The organism is Acidiphilium rubrum, from assembly GCF_900156265.1.
GTDB lineage: Bacteria > Pseudomonadota > Alphaproteobacteria > Acetobacterales > Acetobacteraceae > Acidiphilium > Acidiphilium rubrum.
This window is the reverse complement of the sequence record NZ_FTNE01000005.1, coordinates 157,792-177,804: the sequence shown is the minus strand read 5'-3', so window position 1 is coordinate 177,804 and position 20,013 is coordinate 157,792. Positions and strand designations below refer to the sequence as shown.

The 20,013-nt window shown below is 65.2% G+C and carries 18 protein-coding genes; 8 read left to right on the top strand and 10 right to left on the bottom strand.

The genetic code is table 11. The features are described from left to right. Positions 1 to 7 precede the first annotated feature (7 nt). Together BW994_RS05880 and cysE are read right to left on the bottom strand one after the other, a co-directional pair. Complete coding sequence (locus BW994_RS05880; RefSeq protein ID WP_051657238.1) at positions 8 to 1,168, bottom strand: cysteine desulfurase family protein; 1,161 nt, start codon at positions 1,166 to 1,168, stop codon at positions 8 to 10. Next, complete coding sequence (cysE, locus tag BW994_RS05875) at positions 1,146 to 1,865, bottom strand: serine O-acetyltransferase (RefSeq protein ID WP_081849028.1); 720 nt, start codon at positions 1,863 to 1,865, stop codon at positions 1,146 to 1,148. Before cysE ends, BW994_RS05880 begins: the two co-directional genes overlap by 23 nt. A gap of 443 nt (positions 1,866 to 2,308) precedes the next feature. Between cysE and BW994_RS05870 the strand changes: the two genes are divergently transcribed. Continuing rightward, a complete protein-coding gene (locus BW994_RS05870; RefSeq protein WP_029311228.1) occupies positions 2,309 to 2,974 on the top strand; it encodes an alpha/beta hydrolase in 666 nt (221 codons plus the stop codon). Positions 2,975 to 3,119: 145 nt separating this feature from the next. After that, positions 3,120 to 5,003, top strand: coding sequence for a sensor domain-containing diguanylate cyclase (locus BW994_RS05865; RefSeq protein WP_051657237.1), 1,884 nt, complete (start codon positions 3,120 to 3,122; stop codon positions 5,001 to 5,003). A gap of 9 nt (positions 5,004 to 5,012) precedes the next feature. Here BW994_RS05865 and BW994_RS05860 read toward each other — a convergent pair whose 3' ends face one another. Then, a complete protein-coding gene (locus BW994_RS05860) occupies positions 5,013 to 6,068 on the bottom strand; it encodes a polyprenyl synthetase family protein (protein ID WP_170198548.1) in 1,056 nt (351 codons plus the stop codon). Positions 6,069 to 6,165: 97 nt separating this feature from the next. On the opposite strand from BW994_RS05860, the gene BW994_RS05855 reads away from it, so the two are divergent. Then, positions 6,166 to 6,372, top strand: coding sequence for a putative signal transducing protein (locus tag BW994_RS05855; protein ID WP_029311225.1), 207 nt, complete (start codon positions 6,166 to 6,168; stop codon positions 6,370 to 6,372). Further along, a complete protein-coding gene (locus BW994_RS05850) occupies positions 6,369 to 7,100 on the top strand; it encodes a tRNA1(Val) (adenine(37)-N6)-methyltransferase (protein ID WP_029311224.1) in 732 nt (243 codons plus the stop codon). Before BW994_RS05855 ends, BW994_RS05850 begins: the two co-directional genes overlap by 4 nt. Here BW994_RS05850 and BW994_RS05845 read toward each other — a convergent pair. The 7 genes from BW994_RS05845 to BW994_RS19555 all read right to left on the bottom strand — a co-directional run bounded on the left by BW994_RS05845 (position 7,085) and on the right by BW994_RS19555 (position 16,411). Next, positions 7,085 to 9,478 (bottom strand): hypothetical protein, encoded by a 2,394-nt coding sequence (locus BW994_RS05845; RefSeq protein WP_035228369.1) that lies wholly within the window; start codon positions 9,476 to 9,478, stop codon positions 7,085 to 7,087. The genes BW994_RS05850 and BW994_RS05845 overlap by 16 nt on opposite strands. Then, positions 9,475 to 10,233: a MotE family protein gene (locus tag BW994_RS05840; RefSeq protein ID WP_051657236.1), complete on the bottom strand. Its 759-nt coding sequence runs from the start codon at positions 10,231 to 10,233 to the stop codon at positions 9,475 to 9,477. The genes BW994_RS05845 and BW994_RS05840 overlap by 4 nt, the downstream gene beginning before the upstream one ends. Continuing rightward, entirely contained in the window at positions 10,223 to 10,672 is a 450-nt protein-coding gene (locus tag BW994_RS05835) for a hypothetical protein (RefSeq protein WP_029311222.1), read from the bottom strand. Before BW994_RS05835 ends, BW994_RS05840 begins: the two co-directional genes overlap by 11 nt. 60 nt (positions 10,673 to 10,732) lie before the next feature. Then, on the bottom strand, positions 10,733 to 11,245 hold the full coding sequence (locus tag BW994_RS05830) for a flagellar basal body-associated FliL family protein (protein ID WP_029311221.1): 513 nt from the start codon (positions 11,243 to 11,245) through the stop codon (positions 10,733 to 10,735). Positions 11,246 to 11,317: 72 nt separating this feature from the next. After that, positions 11,318 to 14,536, bottom strand: coding sequence for an error-prone DNA polymerase (locus BW994_RS05825; protein ID WP_035228364.1), 3,219 nt, complete (start codon positions 14,534 to 14,536; stop codon positions 11,318 to 11,320). Beyond that, on the bottom strand, positions 14,536 to 15,837 hold the full coding sequence (locus BW994_RS05820; RefSeq protein WP_051657235.1) for a DNA polymerase Y subunit UmuC family protein: 1,302 nt from the start codon (positions 15,835 to 15,837) through the stop codon (positions 14,536 to 14,538). Before BW994_RS05820 ends, BW994_RS05825 begins: the two co-directional genes overlap by 1 nt. Beyond that, positions 15,755 to 16,411, bottom strand: coding sequence for an ImuA family protein (locus tag BW994_RS19555; protein WP_217696442.1), 657 nt, complete (start codon positions 16,409 to 16,411; stop codon positions 15,755 to 15,757). Before BW994_RS19555 ends, BW994_RS05820 begins: the two co-directional genes overlap by 83 nt. 190 nt (positions 16,412 to 16,601) lie before the next feature. Here BW994_RS19555 and BW994_RS05810 point away from each other — a divergent pair, with 190 nt between their 5' ends. From BW994_RS05810 to flgH, 4 genes are all read left to right on the top strand, one after another. Beyond that, on the top strand, positions 16,602 to 17,345 hold the full coding sequence (locus BW994_RS05810) for a flagellar hook-basal body complex protein (RefSeq protein WP_029311217.1): 744 nt from the start codon (positions 16,602 to 16,604) through the stop codon (positions 17,343 to 17,345). 26 nt (positions 17,346 to 17,371) lie between these two features. Then, entirely contained in the window at positions 17,372 to 18,154 is a 783-nt protein-coding gene (gene flgG / locus BW994_RS05805) for a flagellar basal-body rod protein FlgG (RefSeq protein ID WP_029311216.1), read from the top strand. A 148-nt stretch (positions 18,155 to 18,302) separates the two neighbouring features. Then, the gene (gene flgA, locus BW994_RS05800) at positions 18,303 to 19,199 is read left to right on the top strand and encodes a flagellar basal body P-ring formation chaperone FlgA (RefSeq protein WP_217696441.1); all 897 of its coding nucleotides are present in this window, start codon (positions 18,303 to 18,305) and stop codon (positions 19,197 to 19,199) included. 44 nt (positions 19,200 to 19,243) lie between these two features. Next, positions 19,244 to 19,969, top strand: coding sequence for a flagellar basal body L-ring protein FlgH (gene flgH, locus BW994_RS05795; protein WP_029311214.1), 726 nt, complete (start codon positions 19,244 to 19,246; stop codon positions 19,967 to 19,969). The last annotated feature ends 44 nt before the right edge of the window (positions 19,970 to 20,013 follow it).

The window sequence follows — 20,013 nt, the reverse complement described above, 5'->3', positions numbered from 1 at the left end:
GAAACCTTCAAACCAGGGACGGGATATACGCTTCGGGTGAGTTAGAGAACCCGCCACGCTTGCGCAAGGCGCGCGCGGCAAGGCGCCGATATGCGGCGAGAAACCGGGCAGGCGCGTCTTCGGGTGCGTTCCACGGCAGCGAGACGCGGATGGCGCAGCCGGCGAGGTCGTGCAGGCCCATCGCCGTCAGCACATGGCTGCGCGCCACCTTGCCCGACGAGCAGGCCGAACCGGCGGAGACGCTGATCCGCTCGAGATCGAGCGCGATCACCTGGGTCTCGGCGGTCAGCCCGGGCAGAGCGAGGCAGGTCGTGTTGGGCAGGCGGGGTGCGCCGGCGCCGATCACGATGGCACCATATTCGCGCGCGCCGGCCTCGATCGCGTCGCGCAGGCGCGTTTGGCGCGGCCCCTCGGCAGGATCGGCCGCCGTGATCGCGGCGGCGAAACCGGCGATCGCGGGCAGCGCCGGCGTGCCGCCGCGCCGCCCCTTTTCCTGGCCGCCGCCGGCGATCAGCGCTGGCAGGCCCGCCGCCACGCCGGGCGCGAGGATCAGGGCGCCGACCCCTTTCGGACCGCCCAGCTTATGGGCCGAGATCGCGACGCTGGTGGCACCGAGCGCCAGATAATCAATGGAAATCCGCCCGGCCGCCTGCACCGCATCCACATGCAGCAACGCGCCATGCGCGGCGCAGAGCGCGGCGATCGGGGCGATCGGGCTGAGCACGCCGGTTTCGTTGTTGGCCGCCATCACGCAGACCAGGGCACCCGGCCGCGCCGTGAGCTCGGCCTCGAGCCAGGCGAGGTCGGCGAGACCGGCCGCATCGACCGGCATGATCGCGGCGGCGGGTGCGGCGGCGCGCACGGCATCGTGCTCGGTCGCGCCGATCACGATCGGGCGGGTCGCGCCAAACGCATGAATCGCCATGGCGTTGGCTTCGGTGGCACCCGAGCAGAACACGACATCCTGCGGCCTTGCGCCGAACCGGGCGGCAATGATGGTCCGGGCAGACTCGAGGCCGCGCCGGGCGGTGCGGCCCTCGGCATGGATGGAGGCGGGATTGCCCAGGATATCCAACGCGCCGATCAGCGCGGCGCGGGCGGCCGGGCGCAGCGGTTCGGTCGCGTTGGCATCCAGATAGAGAGGGTCAGCTTCGTTCGACGCGCTCATCGACACTGGCCTCCCGGCCCGCCGCAGGCGCGGGCCGCAGGGCCTCGGCGCGGGCGATTCGCGCTTCCAGATCGTTCATTTCCGAACGCAGCGTGTCGATTTCATGCAACAGCGGGTCGATGCACGGGTCACACGGCGTGCCGTAAGGGTCGAACCGCGGTTTCGCGGGGCGCACCGCGGTGCCACGCTCGACCGGCCGGGCCGGAATACCGACGACCGTGGTATTCGCCGGCACCTCCGCGACCACGACCGCGTTGGCGCCGATGCGGGCGTTGTCGCCGATCAGAATGTCGCCCAGCACCTTCGCCCCGGCGCCGATGATGACGCCATTACCCAGAGTCGGGTGGCGCTTGCCGTGATCGCTCGACGTGCCGCCCAGCGTGACCTGATGGTAGAGATACACATCATCGCCGAGTTCGGCGGTTTCACCGATCACGACGCCCATGCCGTGGTCGATGATGCAGCGCCGACCAATAGTGGCACCGGGGTGGATTTCGATTCCCGTGAGCATCCGGCCGAAATGCGAGACGAGTCGCCCGAGCAGAAACGCATGGCTGCGCCACAGCCAATGCGCCACGCGATGCAGCAACACCGCATGGAGCCCAGGGTAGCAGAGCAAAACCTCGATGTCCGACCGCGCGGCGGGATCGCGCTGGCGGTAGGCCCGGACCGTTTCACGCAAAAACATGCGGCTCATACGACATTTCCATAGGAAATCACGGGATTACCGCGTATAAACATGAAATCGTTTATAGATGATGTCGTGGCAATGGCAATCGGGCAATAGCGGATGGAAACGATGCACTGTTTCCCGATTTCGACGTGAAGGCCGGCTGCGATCGGGGTTGGCGGCACAAAATTCGACCGCTCAAGGCGGGGTCGGCGTGGTGTCATCGTTCAGGAGAGTAGCTATGCAGACCAAGCCGGTCAATAATACCTCAAGCGTCCCTATTTACTGGAGGCTGCTTTGCCAGATCGGCAATTATGTTGATTCGCCGGTCGGATAAGCGGTATGGGCTGTTACGAGTTTTCCCGTGAGCCGCGCTGATTAGCGCGGATAGAGTTTGTTGGGCTTCCGGTCAACCGACCAGGGAGCTTGTTCGCTATCGATACCAAGACTGAGAAAGAACTGATAAACCGATGCCTGAAGTCACATTTGCCGGGCCTGATGGCCGCCTCGAAGGACGCTATCACCACGCCAAGGAGCGCGGTGCGCCGCTGGCGCTCGTGCTGCACCCGCATCCGCTGCACGGCGGCACGATGAATAACCGTATCACCTACACGATGTATCAGGTATTTCAACGGCTGGGCTTTTCGGTCATGCGATTCAATTTCCGCGGCGTGGGGCGCAGCCAGGGCAGCTACGACGGCGGCATGGGCGAGATCAACGACGCCGCCGCCGCGCTCGACTGGATGCAGGCGCTCAATCCGGGCCATGGCGGGCTATGGATTGCCGGGTATTCGTTCGGCGCGTTCGTCGGCATGCAATTGCTGATGCGCCGGCCGGAGGTTTCGGGCTGGATCAGCGTCGGCACCCCCGCCGCCCATTACGATTTCGGCTTCCTGGCCCCCTGCCCCTGCGGCGGGCTGATGATCCACGGCGACGCCGACGAGCTGGTGCCGGAAGCTTCGGTCCGTAAACTGGTGGACAAATTGAACACCCAGAAGGGTGTCACGGTCGATTATCGCGTCATGGCCGGGGCTGATCATGTGTTCGCCCACCATGCCGAAGCGATCGGCGAGGCGCTGGAATCGTACGTCAGCGGCGATATTGCGCGCAAGCACATGGCTCTGGCGGCCGATTGAACGGATTTTCGGCACCGTCCTGACTTCACATTAACGGCATTTTAATCTGAACCTGATTTGATGTCGAAACCAGAATTGATGGTTTCGGCTCAGGTCAGGACAGGTTTGTGCATTTTTTCCCAAAGCGATCGCGTCGGCTTCGGCTGTGGTAAGGCTTGGTTGGCTCGATCCGCTGTTGCAGGGCGGCACGGCCCGCCGGGGCGACGAGTTGCGCGCCGGCACGGGCGTGGCACTTGTCCTTATCGCCGTCGTCGCCGCCGCGCTGGCCGCGATCAGCTTGGATTTCTGCCGCTTTGGTAACCGGGTTCCGGCAGTCTGGCCGGCGAATGCCCTGCCGCTCGCCTTATTGCTGGTCCGCCGGCCCGCCGGCTGGCGGCTTCCCGGAGCGATCATTACCGCCAGCGCTGCTGGCATCGCGCTTGCCAACCTTGCCGCGGGTGCGGCCGGGGCGACATCTGTCTTGTGGGGCGTTGCAAACGGCCTCGAGATCGCCGGCGCCGCAATGATCGCCTGGCTGCCGCTGGGCGTGCGCCCGCGATTGCGGCGGGTGGATGGTCTGCTCAAACTCGCGTTCGCCATCGGGATCGCCGGACCGGCGCTCGGCGCCCTAATCGGTGCCGCGATCGGTCCGTGGACGGGCTGGAGCGGCTATGGCACGGCTTGGCTGGTCTGCTTTGCGTCCCACGCGCTGGGAAATCTGATTTTCACGGCCGGTATCATGGTCCTGCTCGACCGGACGCACCAGCATTGGTGGCGCAGGAACCGGCGCTTGAGCGTCATTTTGGCGTTGGCGATCTGCCTGGTGCTGTTGACTGGCGTATTACAGCAAAGTAGCCCCACGCCGCTGTTTCTCACGCCGCTGCTGTTCGCTTTTCTTGGCGTGGTCGCCGGCTTTGAACTTTCATGCGTCGGCGTGATCGGATTGGCCGTCTTTGCACTGTGGCGGACGGCTGCCGGCCATGGCCCGATCGTGGCGCTGGAGCCGGAATCCATCGCCGCGCGCATTCTGATCCTGCAATCGCTGATCGGCGCGGGGGTTCTGTCATCCGTGCCGATTGCTCTGGCGTTCGAGCGGCGCGCCCGGATGATTGCGCAGTTGCGCCGCCAGAAGGCCGCGATCATCGCGCGCGCGGCGCACTACAAACTGCTGGCGGATGTCTCGGCCGACCCGATTCTCGTCACTTTGCAGGACGGCACGATCCTCTATGCCTCGCCGGCGGCGGCGCGGCTGCTCGGCATTGCAGGCAGCGCGCTTACCGGCCGGTCGGCGTTCGATCTGATCCATCCGGATGACAAGACATCGGTCCGACGCTCATTGGCCACCCTGTGCGATGGCACCCCCGAGGTGACCACCGAGCTTCGATTGCAGCCGAACGGGAGCGCCGGACCGATCTGGACCGAGGTCAAAACCCGAATTGGCGAGGGAAAATCCAGTCAGCGCGTCGAAGTCGTCAGCGTCGTGCGCGACATTTCGACCCGCCGTGCCGAGGACGACCGCCGCAAGGCGGATTTGATCCGACTCGATCTGCTGGCCAATACCGATCCCCTGACCGGTCTCGCCAATCGTCGGCGTTTCAACGATCATCTCGACAAGGAATGGCGCCGCGCGCTGCGCGAGCAGCTTGATATCGCCCTGATCCTGATCGATGTCGATCTGTTCAAGGCGTATAACGATGCTTACGGCCATCCGGCCGGCGACATCGCATTGCGCCAACTCGCCACGATTGTGGGCACCGGCGCGCTGCGGCCGGCGGATCTGGCCAGCCGAATCGGCGGCGAGGAGTTTGCCGTCATTCTGCCGGCAACCTTCCTGAGCGGTGCGCGCGCGGTCGCCGAGCGGGTCAGGGACGGCGTGCGGGACATGCAGATCGTCCATGAAAAATCGCCATCCGGATTCCTGACGGTGAGCGTTGGGATCGATTGCCTGTGCCCGAATTCGATCTTGACGCCTCAGATTTTCATCGAGCGCGCGGACAAGGCGCTATATCGGGCGAAGGCCCGCCGTGGGAGCATCGTGATCGCGACATAGTCAAACCGCTCAGCGACGGCGCGATACCGCATAATCGGCGGCTTCCATCATCAGGCCGCGGACCGGGTCGTCCGGCAAGGGCGCGAGCGCCGCCTTGGCCTCGAGCGCGAAGCTGTGTGCGCGCGCGATGGTGCGGCCGATGGCATCGTGCCGGGCGATCAGGTCGAACGCCGTCTTCAAATCGACCTCGGTCTGCTCGCCGGCCTCGATCGTGCGCTGCCAGAAGCGGCGTTCCTGGGCGTCGCCATCCGCATAGGCGATCAGGACCGGGTAGGTCAGCTTGCCCTCACGGAAGTCATCACCCACCGTCTTGCCGAGTTCATCCTGATCGGCCGCGTAATCCAGCGCGTCATCGACCAGTTGGAAGGCCATGCCCAACGCCGAACCATAGGCGGACAGAGCGGCGCAGGTCGCGGCATCGCGCTGTGCCACCACGGCGCCGACCTCGCACGCCGCGGCGAACAGGGCAGCGGTCTTGCCCTCGATCACCTTGAAGTAACGGGGAATATCGGTACCCAGATCGTTCTGGGTCGATAGCTGCAGAACCTCGCCCTCGGCAATCGTGGCGGAGGCGTTGCACAGGATGCGCAGGACTTCGAGCGATCCGTCCGCCACCATCAATTCGAAGGCGCGGGCGAACAGGAAATCGCCGACCAGGACCGAGGCCTTGTTGCCGAACACCGCATTGGCGCTCGCAAGGCCGCGCCTTAGGTCACTTTCATCGACCACGTCGTCATGCAGCAAGGTGGCGGTATGGATGAATTCGACACATGCGGCGAGGCGCACGTGGCGCTCGCCGCGGTAGCCGCAGAGACGGGCGGAGGCCAAGGTCAGTAAGGGCCGCAGCCGCTTGCCGCCGGCTGCGATGAGATGCGCCGCCAATTGGGGGATCAGCTCGACCTCGCTGGCCATCCGCGCGATGATCGCAGCGTTGGTGGCGGCCAGATCGACCGCGAGGAGCGATGCCAGCCGCTGCAACGCATCGCCCTTTGCCGGGGCACTGGTCGTGGCAGCATCGGGCTCTGAAGTCAGCAGACCATCCACAGGCGGTTTCAACCTTGTCATGTTATCGACGATCGCTACAGCATATCGGCCTCGATCATCGAGGGTCAAGGCGAGCGGGCTCCGGCCGGCGGCGCAACCCAGGGAGCACGAAGAGCGCATGGAAATCATCATCGCATCGAACAACACCATACGGCTCAATTTTCTGATGGCGCTGCTGCGCGATGCCGGGCTTTCGCCGGTGATGCTGGACCAGAATATCGCCGCCACCGAGGGCAATATCGGCATGTTCCCCCGCCGGATCGCGGTTGCCGTGCACGAGGCCGCGCAGGCAAGGCGTGTGCTGCAAGAAGCCGGCGAAGCGTGAAATACACGGCGGGAACGCTGCTCGGCGGCAAACTGCACTACCGGCAGACGGCGCGCGGGCATCGGAGTGGGCTCGAGCCGGTGCTGCTGGCTGCGATGATCCCGGCGCGAGCGGGGCAGCACGTCATCGAGGCGGGTACCGGGGCGGGTGCTGGTCTCCTCTGCCTTGGCCATCGGGTTGGCGGGCTTGAGGGGATCGGCATCGAGCGCGACCCTGGTCTTGCCGCGCTCGCCGCCGATAACTTCAGGGTCAACGCGATGGCGGAGTTGCGCGCGGTGGCGGCCGACGTCACCTGCCTGCCGATCGGCCGGCCGTTCGACCACGCCTTTGCGAATCCGCCCTGGCGATCGCTGCTCGATACGCCATCGCCGGATGCAGGACGGCGCACCGCTCACCGCGCTGCCGGCGGATTACTCGCGGACTGGGCCGCTGCGCTGGGCGCGGTGGTCAGGTTTCACGGGACGTTGACCTTTATTCTACCGGCAGGATCGATCGATGCGTGTCTCCTTGCCATGAACGGCGCAGGGTTCGGCGCCTGCCGGATCGTGCCGCTCTGGCCGCGGCTGGGACGGGCCGCGAAATTGATTATTATTCAATCGAAAAAACAGGCGCGCGGTCCGGTAACGCTGCAACCGGGGCTGGTTCTGCACGATGACAGCGGCCTCACGCCTGGAGCCGAGGCGATCCTGCGCGACGGCGCTGGCTTTCCGGGTCAGTTGGCCGATTGACCGGCCGGTGTGCTTGGCGGCTTTGCGGCGTGCGGCTTCGTCGCGACGGTTGCTCCCACCCGTTCGATCGCCGCGATCTGGGCCAGCGCCTGTGATAGGCCGGTCTGCGTCGGCAGGGGTGCCGCAGTAATCGTTGCGAACAGGTCCGCCGCTCGGCCGGGTGGTAGGCGCGACTGGTATGCCTGGCGCAACTGCGCGAGGGTTGAGCCATCCTTGAGATGAGACGCCGCAACTGCCCATTGCAAAATAGTCTGCGCTTGCTGGTGATCGAGCAGGCCGGTCGCGGGAACCGTCACCGCAGCGAGTTTTCGCTCGGCTTGTTCGAGCGCCGGCCAGTCACGCCGCTTGGCCGCGACTTGGGTCGCAACCCGGATGGCCTTCGGGTCGGGCGATCGGGTCAGGGACGTGAGATCGGCGCTGGCGCCTTCGCGCGCGGCGATTTCGGTTGCGAGCAAAGCGCGCGATGCGGCGAGTGTCGCGCTGATGTCGGGCGCAGCGGTTGCGTTCAGGGCGCTTTGGGCTTTGGTAAGGTGATGCGCCGCAAGTTCGAGTCCGGCGAGGACATAGCCAGCATGCGCCCGCGTTTCGTCATCCGAAGACTGGGCGACTACCTGACGGAGCACGCCCGCTGCCTGATCCGGCAGCCCCAGGGCGATCAGCCGGTCCGACAGCATATTGAGGATCGGCACGCCGGCATCGCCGGGCGGAATCAGGTCGAGGTTATCGTGGAGGACAGAGACGGTGGCCAGCGGCGACTCCCCTTTCAAAGCCTGCGATGCGATCATCTGTTTGAACAATGCCTGGCGGACCGCCAGGATTTGTTTACCGGCCTGGTCAGGAAACAGGTGACTCGCCCGCCTCAGGTCGGTGAAGGCCTGCGGCCATTGGCCGGCCGTGGCCAACAGGCGCGCCATGGCGATTCGGACGTTGAGTTCATGACGTGGCGCGCGCCATTCATAGACGTGCCGGCCGAGCGACGCGGCGGCGGTGCGGGCATCGATCTGGTGCAGTTGAGCCCGCAGCATGATCGATCGAAACCGGGCGATGCCTGCCGTTCGTTGGTCTGGACTGTCGAGCAGAGCATGGTAGGCGAGCAGGGCGGCGTGCGGATGTTGCTCAGACTGGAGCAGTTCGGCGCGCGCAAGGGCCAGATTATGTTCGTGGGGCAAGGCGTCGAGCAGGGTTTTGGCCGGCATGACGGCCCCACCCGCGAGCAGGGTTTCAGCGGCCAGCGGTGCCACCTGGCGCCGGAGCAATACCGGTGCCGCGATCAGGCGCGGCAATCCGGGCGTGATCATGGGGGCTGCCTTGGTCGCATCGCCCTGCTCGGCGAGAGCGAGACCCTGCCAAAGTCGGTCCGTCGGCGTCTGCGCGGCTGGTGGCGACGATGGTGACGGGGTCGGGATGGTTCGATGCGCCAGTACGCTTGCGACCGCAAGCAGCGCCAGCCGCTTCGGGTCTTCGGCGGCGGCTGGATCGCTGCGCAGCATATCGACCAGAACACCTTCGGCCTCGGAACCCAGCCCGAGTGACAGCAGGACGCGCGCGAGTCGCAGTGATTGATCGCGGCGTGCCAATGGCGGTGCTTCGGCAATCCGGCGCTGTGCCTGCTCCATCCGCGCCCGCAACGCCTGGATCGTGCCATGGGGCAGATCGAGCCCGCCCGTGTGATCGGGTGCTGCGGTCAGAGTGCCGGAGACCGGCGGATGACCGACCGGCAATGGGGCGGCCCGATCGGTCGATGCGAGAACAAAGCCGGCGTGACTGGGTGTCATCGCGAGATCGTCCGACGCGGCGGCGACCACGACCCCGCTGATGGCCGGAATCGTCGCATAGCCCGGGCCCTGCAGATCGAGACCCAGCGCCGCATTGTTCATCACCGTGCCAACCAACAGAGGCTCGCTCCGATCAGGCAACGCCACGGTGATGACGGCACCGGGCGCCGAGGCGGGAAAGACGATGTGCCCATGGGCGTAGGACGGGTTGATCGATTTGGTGCCGGCGGGCTTACCCAGAACAACGTGGAACGAGTTCTGTGCCGGAATCGCGTTGATCGACTGTCCCGGTGGCATCGGAATCGTGAGGATCGTGGCGTTCGGCAGATGATGGACGGCAACGGTCTGGATGTTGGTGATCTGTTGCAGGGCGGCGAGTTGGACCGGAAGATCGGCCGCGAAGATCATGATGTTATTCGAGCCAAGCCGGAAGCTGGCGTGACCGATCTGCGCGGGCACCAGATCAGGCGGCAGAAGGATGCGAAACCAGTAGGATGGATCGCTGGTCGTCTGCGCGAAGGCGCGCGGACCGGCAAGGTTGGTCAGCAATAAACCGATGATCAATGCGCATGACGCGCGCGACGGCAACGGGGAGCGGCTCATGGCGCGGCATCCGGCAGCAATGCATTGGCTGGCTGGATGGTGCGTGCCGGGCTGCCGGCCAGGCGTTCGGTGATCGCCTGCGCGGTTGCCGGCGACATGCCGGCGAGAATAGCCGCCGATTTACGGCTGTTCATGCGTTGCAGGACATGGAACACGATTGTGGGATCAAGCCCATCAAAGATGCGCGCCGCGCTGCGAGGGTCCATGGCGCCATAGGTGGCGACGAGCGATGCCCATTTGGCATCTTCCGCCGATTGGTGTGCGGTGTTCATGGCTTCGAGCCGCGCCGCCAGCGGTTTCAGTGCGGCAACCTGCTTTTGCAGAGCAGCCTTGGTTGCATCGAGTTGCTGCTGTTCCTGTTCGAGAGCCGCGGCACGTGTTGCCAATGCCGCTTCCCGATCCTTGAGATGCAGAAGAATTTTGTTTTCACCAGCCTCGCTCAGTGGGTCCGGGCGACACATCGGTGGCGGCGGCGGACGGTCGTTCCAGTTGCTCACGGGTCGATACGGCCTCGATGGCTGTTTCGCCGATGCCGGGGCCGCACCATCGGATGGTGGTGCGGATGCGCCGGCCGACGGCGCAGCCGGCGCGGCCTGGGCGAAGGCCGTTTCGATCAGCGTCGCCGTTTTCAGTGCGATCACCGCGATCAGCGAGACGATGAAAACCGGCAGAAATCGCGACGGCCGGGACCGCCAGAGGGCGAGTGCTCTGGCAAGGATCGATGATGGCTCGTTCGCGCTCTTGTCACGACGCATCAATCAGCATCCTCGCCAGATCGCGCTCAGCCCGGCTTTTGTGACCTGCCGACGGGCGCGGCATGACCATACGGGTGGCTGGCCTCGCGATCTCGGGGGGCGGCGTCTGTTGGGGTGGCGACGCCAGGAGTTGAGCCGCGCGGCTGATCGAATCGTCCAGTTTCCGGGTGATGGCTTCGGCAGATTCGGTTGCTTCGCCGATCGCCGTTTCGGTACGGCGCAAATCATGCACCAGACGATCGGTCGCTGCCGCCGCCTTCGTCAGGGTCAGATCGAATTGTGGCAGCGCCGACTGCAGCAGGGCGTAATCGCTGCGAACCTGCCGCAGCAGGCGATCGAGGCGGCGGGCGTAGGTCAGTGCGACCAGGAGTGTGCAAAAGAAGGCAATTTGAAAGAGCCAGCTCAGCAAGCCAACATAATGGTTCAACATTTCGGTCATTTCCGCCTGCCGTTGAGGATGGTCTGGTTGAAAATCAGGACAAGAACCGGGAGCGGCACATCATTGCACGATCAGTTCTTCGAACAGGACATTGCGAACCACGTTGGGTGCCACCGCGATGCGCACACGGTCGATCAACGCCTCGCGCAATCGATAGGTGCCGGAGGCGCCGCGCAGTTCGCTCGGATGCATCGCGCGAAGATAGGTCTGAAACACATCGATGATGCGCGGCATGTCGTGCTGCACCTGGGACACCGACGCCTTGCTGGACAATTCGAGGGTCGCTTCCAGTTTGGCGTAGGAATCCTGGCCGGACGGCACGTTCAGATTGGCGACGATTTCGGGAATCTTGATGAATACCGGCCCGGTTGCGACAACCGGTTTATGGCCGTGAAGGAGATGCGGAATGATGCCGCTGAACCAGAGGCCGCCGCCGATCAGCAGCAGGACCGCCGCCGGAATGCCGAACAATAGCAGTTTCGAGCGTTTTTTCGGGGCCGCCGCAGCATCGGCCTCGCCGGTGGTACCAGGCTCGGTCTCAGGGGGTTTAGCGCTCGTAGGAGATTTAGCCATTTTTCGTCCTCACATCCTTCGAGCGGATTATGAGGGAGGATGATTAACAAATGATTATGATGACGATCAGGATCAGTGAAAATCACGGCTCTTTCGGATGATCCGTTCATGGCGCGGATGCCCGGGACGGGCATGAAGCAACTGCCCGGGACGGGCATGTAGCAACTGCCCGGGACGGGCTTCGGCGGTTGCGTGGCGCGCGGGCTCGGGTGGCGGCATTTCATCGGCGCGGGCGCGCGGCAGGTCGAGCGTGCCGATCAACGCCGACAAATCGGCCAGCGACTCGACAACGACATGCACCACACCTTCAGCGCTGCGCTGCACCCTGCCCCGCGCGCGGATCAGCGCAGCACCGATGATGACCGCGCGATAGGTCAGGACATGCGCCGGCCACACGATCAGATTGGCGATGCCGGTTTCATCCTCGATCGTGATGAACACGGTGCCCTTGGCGCTGCCGGGGCGCTGGCGCACGACCACGACGCCAGCCAGATCGATGCGCGAATGATCGGCCGCGGTCGCCGTATCGGCACAGGGCCGCGCATCGGCGAGCGCTGGTTTGTGCCGCAGCAGCGCCATCGGGTGGGCGCGCAGCGACAGGCCGGTGATGCGGTAATCCGCGGTGACGTGTTCGCCCGCGCTCATCGCCGGCAGGGCGGGCGTGACGCTGCTGTGCTGCGCATTCGCGAACAAGGGCAATGCCTGATCTTCCATCACGCCCACGCGCCAAAGGGCGGTGCGACGATCGAACCCCAGGCTCCGCAAGGCGCCGGCATCGGCGAGTTTGTCGAGCGCGGGGCGCGGCAGGCGTTGCAGATCGGCCGGTGTTGCGTAGCCCGCGCCGCGTCCGGCGATGATCTGCTGCGCCCAATTGGCATGGAACCCATCGATCAGCCGCAGACCCAGCCTGAGGGCGCCGCGCTCGATCGTGCAATCCCAATCGCTCGCGTTGATATCGGCGGCACGCACCGCGACGCCGTGCGCGCGCGCATCGCGCACGATCTGGGCGGGGGCGTAGAAGCCCATCGGCTGCGAATTCAGCAGGGCGGCCGCGAATTCGGCCGGGTGGTGGCATTTCAGCCAGGCCGAGACATAGACCAGATGGGCAAAGCTCGCGGCATGGCTTTCGGGAAACCCATAGGTGCCGAAGCCTTCGATCTGCTTGAAGCAGCGTTCAGCGAAATCGCGCTGATAGCCGCGCGCGACCATGCCTTCGACCATCTGCGCCTGGAATTTGTGGATCGTGCCGATGTTGCGGAACGTCGCCATCGCGCGGCGCAGGGCGTTGGCTTCGCCGGGGGTGAATTTGGCTGCCTCGATCGCGATTCGCATCGCCTGTTCCTGAAACAAGGGCACGCCGAGGGTGCGGCCGAGCACGCGCCTGAGTTCGTCGGGATGACCATGCTGCGGGTGCGGCCCGGGCAACTCATGGTCTTCCAACCCCTGGCGGCGGCGCAGATAGGGATGCACCATGTCACCCTGGATCGGGCCGGGCCGAACGATCGCAACCTCGATGACCAGGTCGTAGAACACCCGGGGTTTCAGCCGCGGCAGCATGTTCATCTGTGCGCGGCTTTCCACCTGGAACACGCCGATGGAATCGCCGGTGCACAGCATGTCATAAACCCGCGCATCCTCGCGCGGCACGTCCGCGAGGCCGGGAATGCCGAGCATGGCAAAGCATTTGCGAATGCAGGTGAGCATGCCCAGCGCCAGGATATCGACCTTCATCATGCCCAGCGCATCGATATCGTCCTTGTCCCACTCGATGAAACTGCGGCCGGGCATGCCGGCCGGCCCGATCGGGACGGTCTCGTCGAGCCGGTCGCGCGTCAGGATGAAACCGCCGACATGCTGGGACAGATGGCGCGGCAGATCGACCAGGTCGCGCGCAAGCTCGATCGTGCGGCGGACTTTGGCCGCCGCGGGATCGAGCCCTGCCTCGATCACCCGCTCATCGGGCCAGAGCTCATCGCCGGGATTCCAGCTTTGCGCCGCCAGCGCGGCCAGCGCCGGCTCGGGCAGGCCCAGCACCTTGCCGACCTCGCGGATCGCGCTGCGCGGCCGGTAGTGGATGACGGTTGCGGCAATCGCCGCGTTTTCCCGGCCGTAGCGGCGGTAAATATATTGAATCACCTCCTCACGGCGTTCATGTTCGAAATCGACATCGATATCCGGCGGCTCGCGCCGTTCGGCCGAGACGAACCGCTCGAACAGCAAATCGATCTCGGCGGGATCGACCGCGGTGATGGCGAGCGCGTAGCATACCGCCGAATTGGCCGCCGAGCCGCGCCCCTGGCAGAGAATGCCCTGGCTGCGTGCATAGGCGACGATATCGTGCACGGTCAGGAAATAGCGCGCGTAGTCGAGTTGTGCGATCAGCACGAGTTCGCGGGCGATGGTGGCTCGGATTTTTTCAGGAATGCCGGCCGGATAGCGCGCGGCGGCACCCGCCCAGGCGAGTGCGGCCAGATGCGCATCCGGCGTGACGCCGGGCGGAATCGGCTCATCGGGATATTCGTAACGCAGTTCATCGAGCGTGAAACGCACCGCATCAAGCACCTCGGCCTGGGCCGCGATCGCTGCCGCATGGCCGCGAAACAGGCGGATCATTTCGGCGGCGGCCTTGAGATGGCGCTCGCCATGCGGCTCCAGCCTGGTGCCGGCCTGTTCGATCGTGCAGCCGAGGCGGATGCAGCGCAGCACATCCTGCAGAGGCCGGCGGTGCGGCGCGTGGTGCAGCACATCGTTCACCGCGATCAGCCCGATCCGCGCCGCGGCGGCGAGGCGTGCCAGAGCGGCGAGATGGGCGGCATCATCCGGCGCGTAGCGGCGGCGCGCGGCGAGATGGATGCGGCCGGAAAAATCGGCCGCGAGGCGGTGGCAATGATCGGCGAACTCATCGTCGAGGCGGTCGGGCGGCATCAGAATAAGGCGCTGGCCCGCGGCGTTTCCGGCCAGATCGGCGGCGAACAGACGGCATTCGCCTTTTTTCGCGCGCGATTTGCCGAGGCTGAGCAACCGGCACAGCCGCCCCCAGGCGGCGCGATGTTCGGGGTAGCAGATGATGTCCGGCGCATCGGCAAAGCAGAGCCGCGCGCCCACCAGCAGGCGCAGATCGGCGGCTTGTGCTGCGCGATGGGCGCGCACCACACCCGCGACGCTGTTGCGGTCGGCGATGCCGATCGCCGCGAGGCCGAGCGCCTTGGCCTGATCGACCAGTTCCTCGGGGGATGAGGCGCCTTCGAGAAAGCTGAAGGCGCTGGTGGCGGCGAGTTCGGCGTAGAGCATCAGAACAGCCCGTGGATGAACCACCGCGGCGCAGCCTCGCCCGCGTGCAACCCGGCGCGGAACACCCAGAAGCGCTGGCCGGCCTCGTTTTCGATCACGTAATAATCGCGCACCCGCTCCGCTTCGGGGCGGGTGGGCGGCGGATCGTGGCGCCACCAGTCACGCGCGATGCGCTCCGGCCCGGTTGCGCGGACCACCCGATGGCTCGCGCCGCGCCACTGCATCATGCGGGGTGGATCGTCGGGCACCGGCGCGATCACCGTGATCGGTTCCGGTCGTTCGAACAGGCGCAGCGGGCGGGGATGGCAGGGGGCGGACCATTGCGATTCCGGCGCGGTGACCGGCACGCGATGGGCTGCGAATTCCGGGATATGGGTCTGATCCGGCGCAAACCGGGACAGGCGGGCACGGCGCATCAACCGGTCGATCGTGCGGGCATGCTGCGGGGCGGCGGCACCGCCGAGTTCGGGCTGGGTCATCACCAGCGGGGCGGTTTCGGCGGAAAGCACGATGGCCTCAACGCCGAAGCCGGGGTCCACCGCCTGCAGGCGCTCGCATAACAGGCGAATGACATGATGCGCATCACGCGTCGGTGCGGCAAAGCCGATTCGCTCCTCGATCACGCGCGCATCGATGCGGTGAAACCCGGTTTTGAGGCCAACCAGACCCAATTCGGCAGCCGCCAGGCCCGCACATAGTTTATGCGCGAGCCGGGCCAGCGCCGCCTGCAATTGCTCTGCCGCCAGCAAGGGTTCGGCGTGATATTCGACCTCCCGGTACGACGGCGGCGCACTCAGGAACAGCATCGCCTCCGGGGCGCGCCCGAGCAGACGATCGAGCCTGAGCGGCAGATCGGCGCCAAACCCCGCCCTGATCTCGCCGCGCGACAGTGCGGCCAACTCGCCGATCCGCCTGATGCCGAGCCGGCGCAGCCGCGCGATCATGCCATCGGGGATGCGCAGCGCCGCGAGCGGCAAATCGGCGAGGGGCTGCGTATCGGCCTGGCCATAGCGGGCCAGCGCCCAGGCGGCGGCGGCGGTATCGGCGATTGCGAGCCTTGCCTCTGGCCAGAGCGCGGCAAGCCTTGCCCGCAATCCGGCCTCGCCACCGAACAGATGGGCGCAGCCGGTGATATCGAGCAGAACACCATCGGGCGGGTCGACCGCAGTGAGCGGCGTGAAAGCCTGGCACCACAAGGCGAGCGCATGCAGATCCAGCTCATCCGGCCCGCTGTCGCCATGCGGCGGGTCGGGATGCCGGGAGACGCTGGGGAACCATAACGAGAGCAGGCGGCGATGCATGGCGATCGACCTCGACCAGAAAAACACCCGGGGGCCTGCCCCGTGCGTAGAGCAATTCCGCACACCAGCGCGCCGCGCCATCCGGCCCGGAGCGTGCCGCGCTGATGCGCCATCGGGCGGCAAAGGCGGTTGAATCGCCGGCGCTGCGCTGGCGCAGGACCAGGCCGATCCCCCCGCCGCTGCGGGCCGCCAGGGACAACCGGCGTGCCGCCAGGCGGGACACGGTTTCGACCACCGCGACCCCGTGCATGCCGCCGCGCAGGGCGATTTCGAGCGCGCCCAGCCGTTCGTACTCATGCGGGGTTTCGGCCAGGATCAGTCGTGCCGGGTCGAGCGCGCACCAGGCCAGACCGGGCGGATACAGATCGAGCCGGCCACCGGTCCACACGATCGGCACGCCGAGCGTGCCGGCCAGGCACACCACCGCGAATCCCAAAGTGGCATCGCCGCCGGCAATGTCGTGGACTGCGCCGCGCATGAAGGCCGCCATCGGGAAGCACCGAGCGGGGTCAGGGCTGAGATCGGCATCGTCCGTGTCGTGAGCACCGAACCGATCGCGCCTGGGTCCGACCATTGATGGATTGCGGTTTATCATGTTCTTATTTTGTTCTAGTTTTTGCAGGAGTCAAGGGTCCGCGCCGGATCGATCGCGGATATCGCCACGGCAAAAAAACACTGGGCTCTTTAGGTGATTGTTAAGCTTTCATCGTCATGATCCGCCTCAGACGAACGACCCGATACGTCCCAAAACGGTGACAGGACTGATGGATAATACAACCAGTATCATTCTCTCGCGCATGATCACCGCGTCGCGCACGGTGGACGTGATCGCGAACAACATCGCAAACGTGGCGACACCCGGCTACGAGGCGATCCACCTCAAATCCGCCGCCTGGATCGATCGGATGCGCGGCGTCACCGCGCCGCCGGGCGGATCAACTTTATCATACACCCAAGCCATCGGCACGTGGCGCGACGCCACGCCGGGCGCCGTGCACCAGACCGGCAACCCGCTCGATCTGGCTCTGCCCGGCGGCGGCTATTTCACGGTAGCGACCGCCAATGGCCCGCGCCTGACCCGCGATGGCCGGTTCGGCCTGTTGCCGAACGGCACGATCGCGAATGCCTCGGGCGATGCCCTGCTCGACGCCGGAGGCCAGCCGATCACGGTCCCGCCGCAAAGCGGCACGCTGACGATCGCGGCGGACGGCACGATCAGCACGGCGCAAGGCATCATCGGTCAGGTCGGCGTGGTGACCGTTCCCGACCCGCAAACGCTCAAGGACCAGGGCGGCAATCTGTTTCAAACGACGGTACCGCCGGTGCCGAGTGCCAATCCAGGCATCGTGCAAGGCGCCGTCGAGGGTTCGAATGTTCAGCCCATCGTCGAAATCACCAAAATGATCGAGGCCAGTCAGAATTTCCGCATGATCGCGCAATTCGTTACGGCGGAACGAGCGCGCGATCAGTCGGCGATCAGCAAGATTCTCGGCGCGACCACCAGCTAATTTTACGTTTTTTTTGGAGATCATGAATGCGCGCTCTCGATATCGCGGCAACCGGCATGCAGGCCCAGCAGACCAATGTTGAAGTCATCGCCAACAACATCGCCAACATGACCACGACCGGATATCAACGCCAGCGGGTCGAGTTTCAGGACCTGCTGTATCAGGATCTGCGGCGTGCCGGTTCGAACAGTTCGGATGCCGGCACGATCGTGCCTTCCGGCACCCAGATCGGGCTGGGGGTCAAGACGGCGGCGATCTATCGCATCGATCAGCAGGGCAATCTGCAGCAGACCAACAATTCGCTCGATCTTGCGATTTCGGGGAACGGGTGGTTTCAGGTCACGCTGCCATCCGGACAGACGGCCTATACGCGTGATGGCACGTTCGGCCTGTCGCCGAGCGGGGAAATCGTGACGGCCGATGGTTATATCGTGCAGCCGGGCATCCAGATTCCGTCCAACGCCACCAACGTCACGATCAACGCGTCAGGACAGGTGCAGGTCAGCCTGTCGGGCCAGACGGCGCCGCAAACCGTGGGCCAGCTCCAGCTCGCGGCCTTTCCGAACGATGCGGGGCTCGAAGCGCAGGGCGGCAATCTGCTCATCCAGACCGCGGCATCCGGCTCGCCGGTCACAGCGGTTCCGAGCTCGCCCGGCTTCGGCTCGGTCCAGCAGGGCTTCGTGGAAAACTCCAACGTCAATGTCGTCAGTGAAATCACCGATCTGATCACGGCACAGCGCGCCTACGAGATGAACAGCAAAGTGATCACGACGTCGAACCAGATGTTGAACACACTGACGCAGCTGTGATGACATGACATCCCGGTCGATCCGACGCGCATCTTTCCTGCTGTTTATCGCGATGGTTGCTGGCGCACCCGCTGCCTTGGCGCAATCCGCTGAGCAGCCATCATCGATATCCGCCGCACCATCCGCGCCGTCGCCTCGCACGTTGGTGTTGATCGACCGGCCCGTCGTCGAGCTGAAAGATCTGTTCCATCACGCCGGGATCAACGCCGATGCGGTGCTGGGGCCGGCACCGCTCCCTGGTGCGCGGATCGTGGTCGGCAGCCGGCAACTGGCGGCGATCGCGCTGCGGTATGGCGTTGCCTGGTTTCCCGGCGACTCCGATCAATCCGTCTCGATCGAGCGCCCCGGCTCACCAATCGGGCATGATCGGATCGTCGCGGCGGTAAGCCGGGCCTTGCGGCAGGCGGGGGCTGCGGGTCATTTAGCGATCAACCTCGAAGGCGAACAACTGCCGATGGTGCCGCCGAATTCCCGGCCGGATATTTCGATCGATCAAATGGTTTTCGATCGTAATACCGGAGCTTTCCGGGCCATTGCCCACATCGCGGCGCCGCGGATGGATACAGTAACCACAACGATCGGCGGTGTTGCAAAACCCGAAACGCAACGGGTGATCGCAACGCATGATTTGACCCGCGGCGACATACTGAACGACAGCGATGTGCGGCTGACCTGGGTAGCGCAGGATGATGACCGGCACGACGCGATCAGGACGCTTTCGCGCGTCATCGGCATGCAGGTCAGTCAATCGATCCTCAAAGGAATGCCGTTGTCGCGCCGCATGATCGCCGACCCCATCCTGGTCGCGCGCGGCGCCACGGTGAGCCTGGCGGTGGATATGCCGGGGCTTGAAGTCACCGCGCAGGGCGTCGCTCTGGCGGCCGGCGGATCGGGTCATGTGATCCCGGTGATCAACCCGTCGTCCCACGAAATCGTGCAGGCCGTGGTCGATGGACCCGACCATGCGCATGTGCTGCCGGGCAGCATGCCGACCCGAGGCGACAATGCCAATCCGTATTATGACCTTGCCGGGCGTCAGCCGTGAGGCGCGATGCGACCTACCATCATGGCGGCCGTTACGCGCGCGCGATCGGGGCGGTGATTTCGGTTTTGTCGCTGGGTGGTTGTGGTGCGTTCTCGAACCTGTCCTATGTCGGCCATGCGCCGCCGATGACGCCGATCACCAATCCGACGCAAGCCGCAACCTGGCGGCCAGTGAGCATGCCGATGCCACCGCTCCGCGATGTGCCGAGCGCACCCGACAGTCTGTGGCGGCGCGGGGCGCGAGCATTTTTCAAGGATCAACGGGCATCGCGGGTCGGCGACATCATCACGATCACCGTCAACATCAACGATGCCGCGACGCTGAAAGACCAGACGACGCTGGGCCGTACCGGCTCTGAATCGATGGGTGTGCCGAACCTGTTCGGGTTGGAGAGTTTGATCCCGCGGGTGCTGGGCAAGGGCGTCAATCCATCCAGCCTCGTTTCGGTATCGGGGGCCGGCAATTCGACCGGAACCGGACAGATCCAGCGGAATGAGAGTGTCACCCTGTCTTTGGCCGGCGAGATCACACAGGTGCTGCCGAACGGCAATTTCGTCGTCGTCGCCCGCCAGGAAATGCGAGTGAACAATGAACTCAGGGTCCTGACCGTCTCGGGCATCTGCCGCCCACAGGACATTGCGAGCAACAATATCGTCCAGGCGAATCAACTGGCCGAAGCACGCATATCCTATGGCGGCCGCGGCTTGATCAGCGGCCAGCAGTCGCCAAGGGTCGGCCAGCAGATTCTCGACGATATCGTGCCGTTCTGATGGCGCGCGCGATTTGGGCGGCCAGGTTTTGTCGCCCGCGGTGG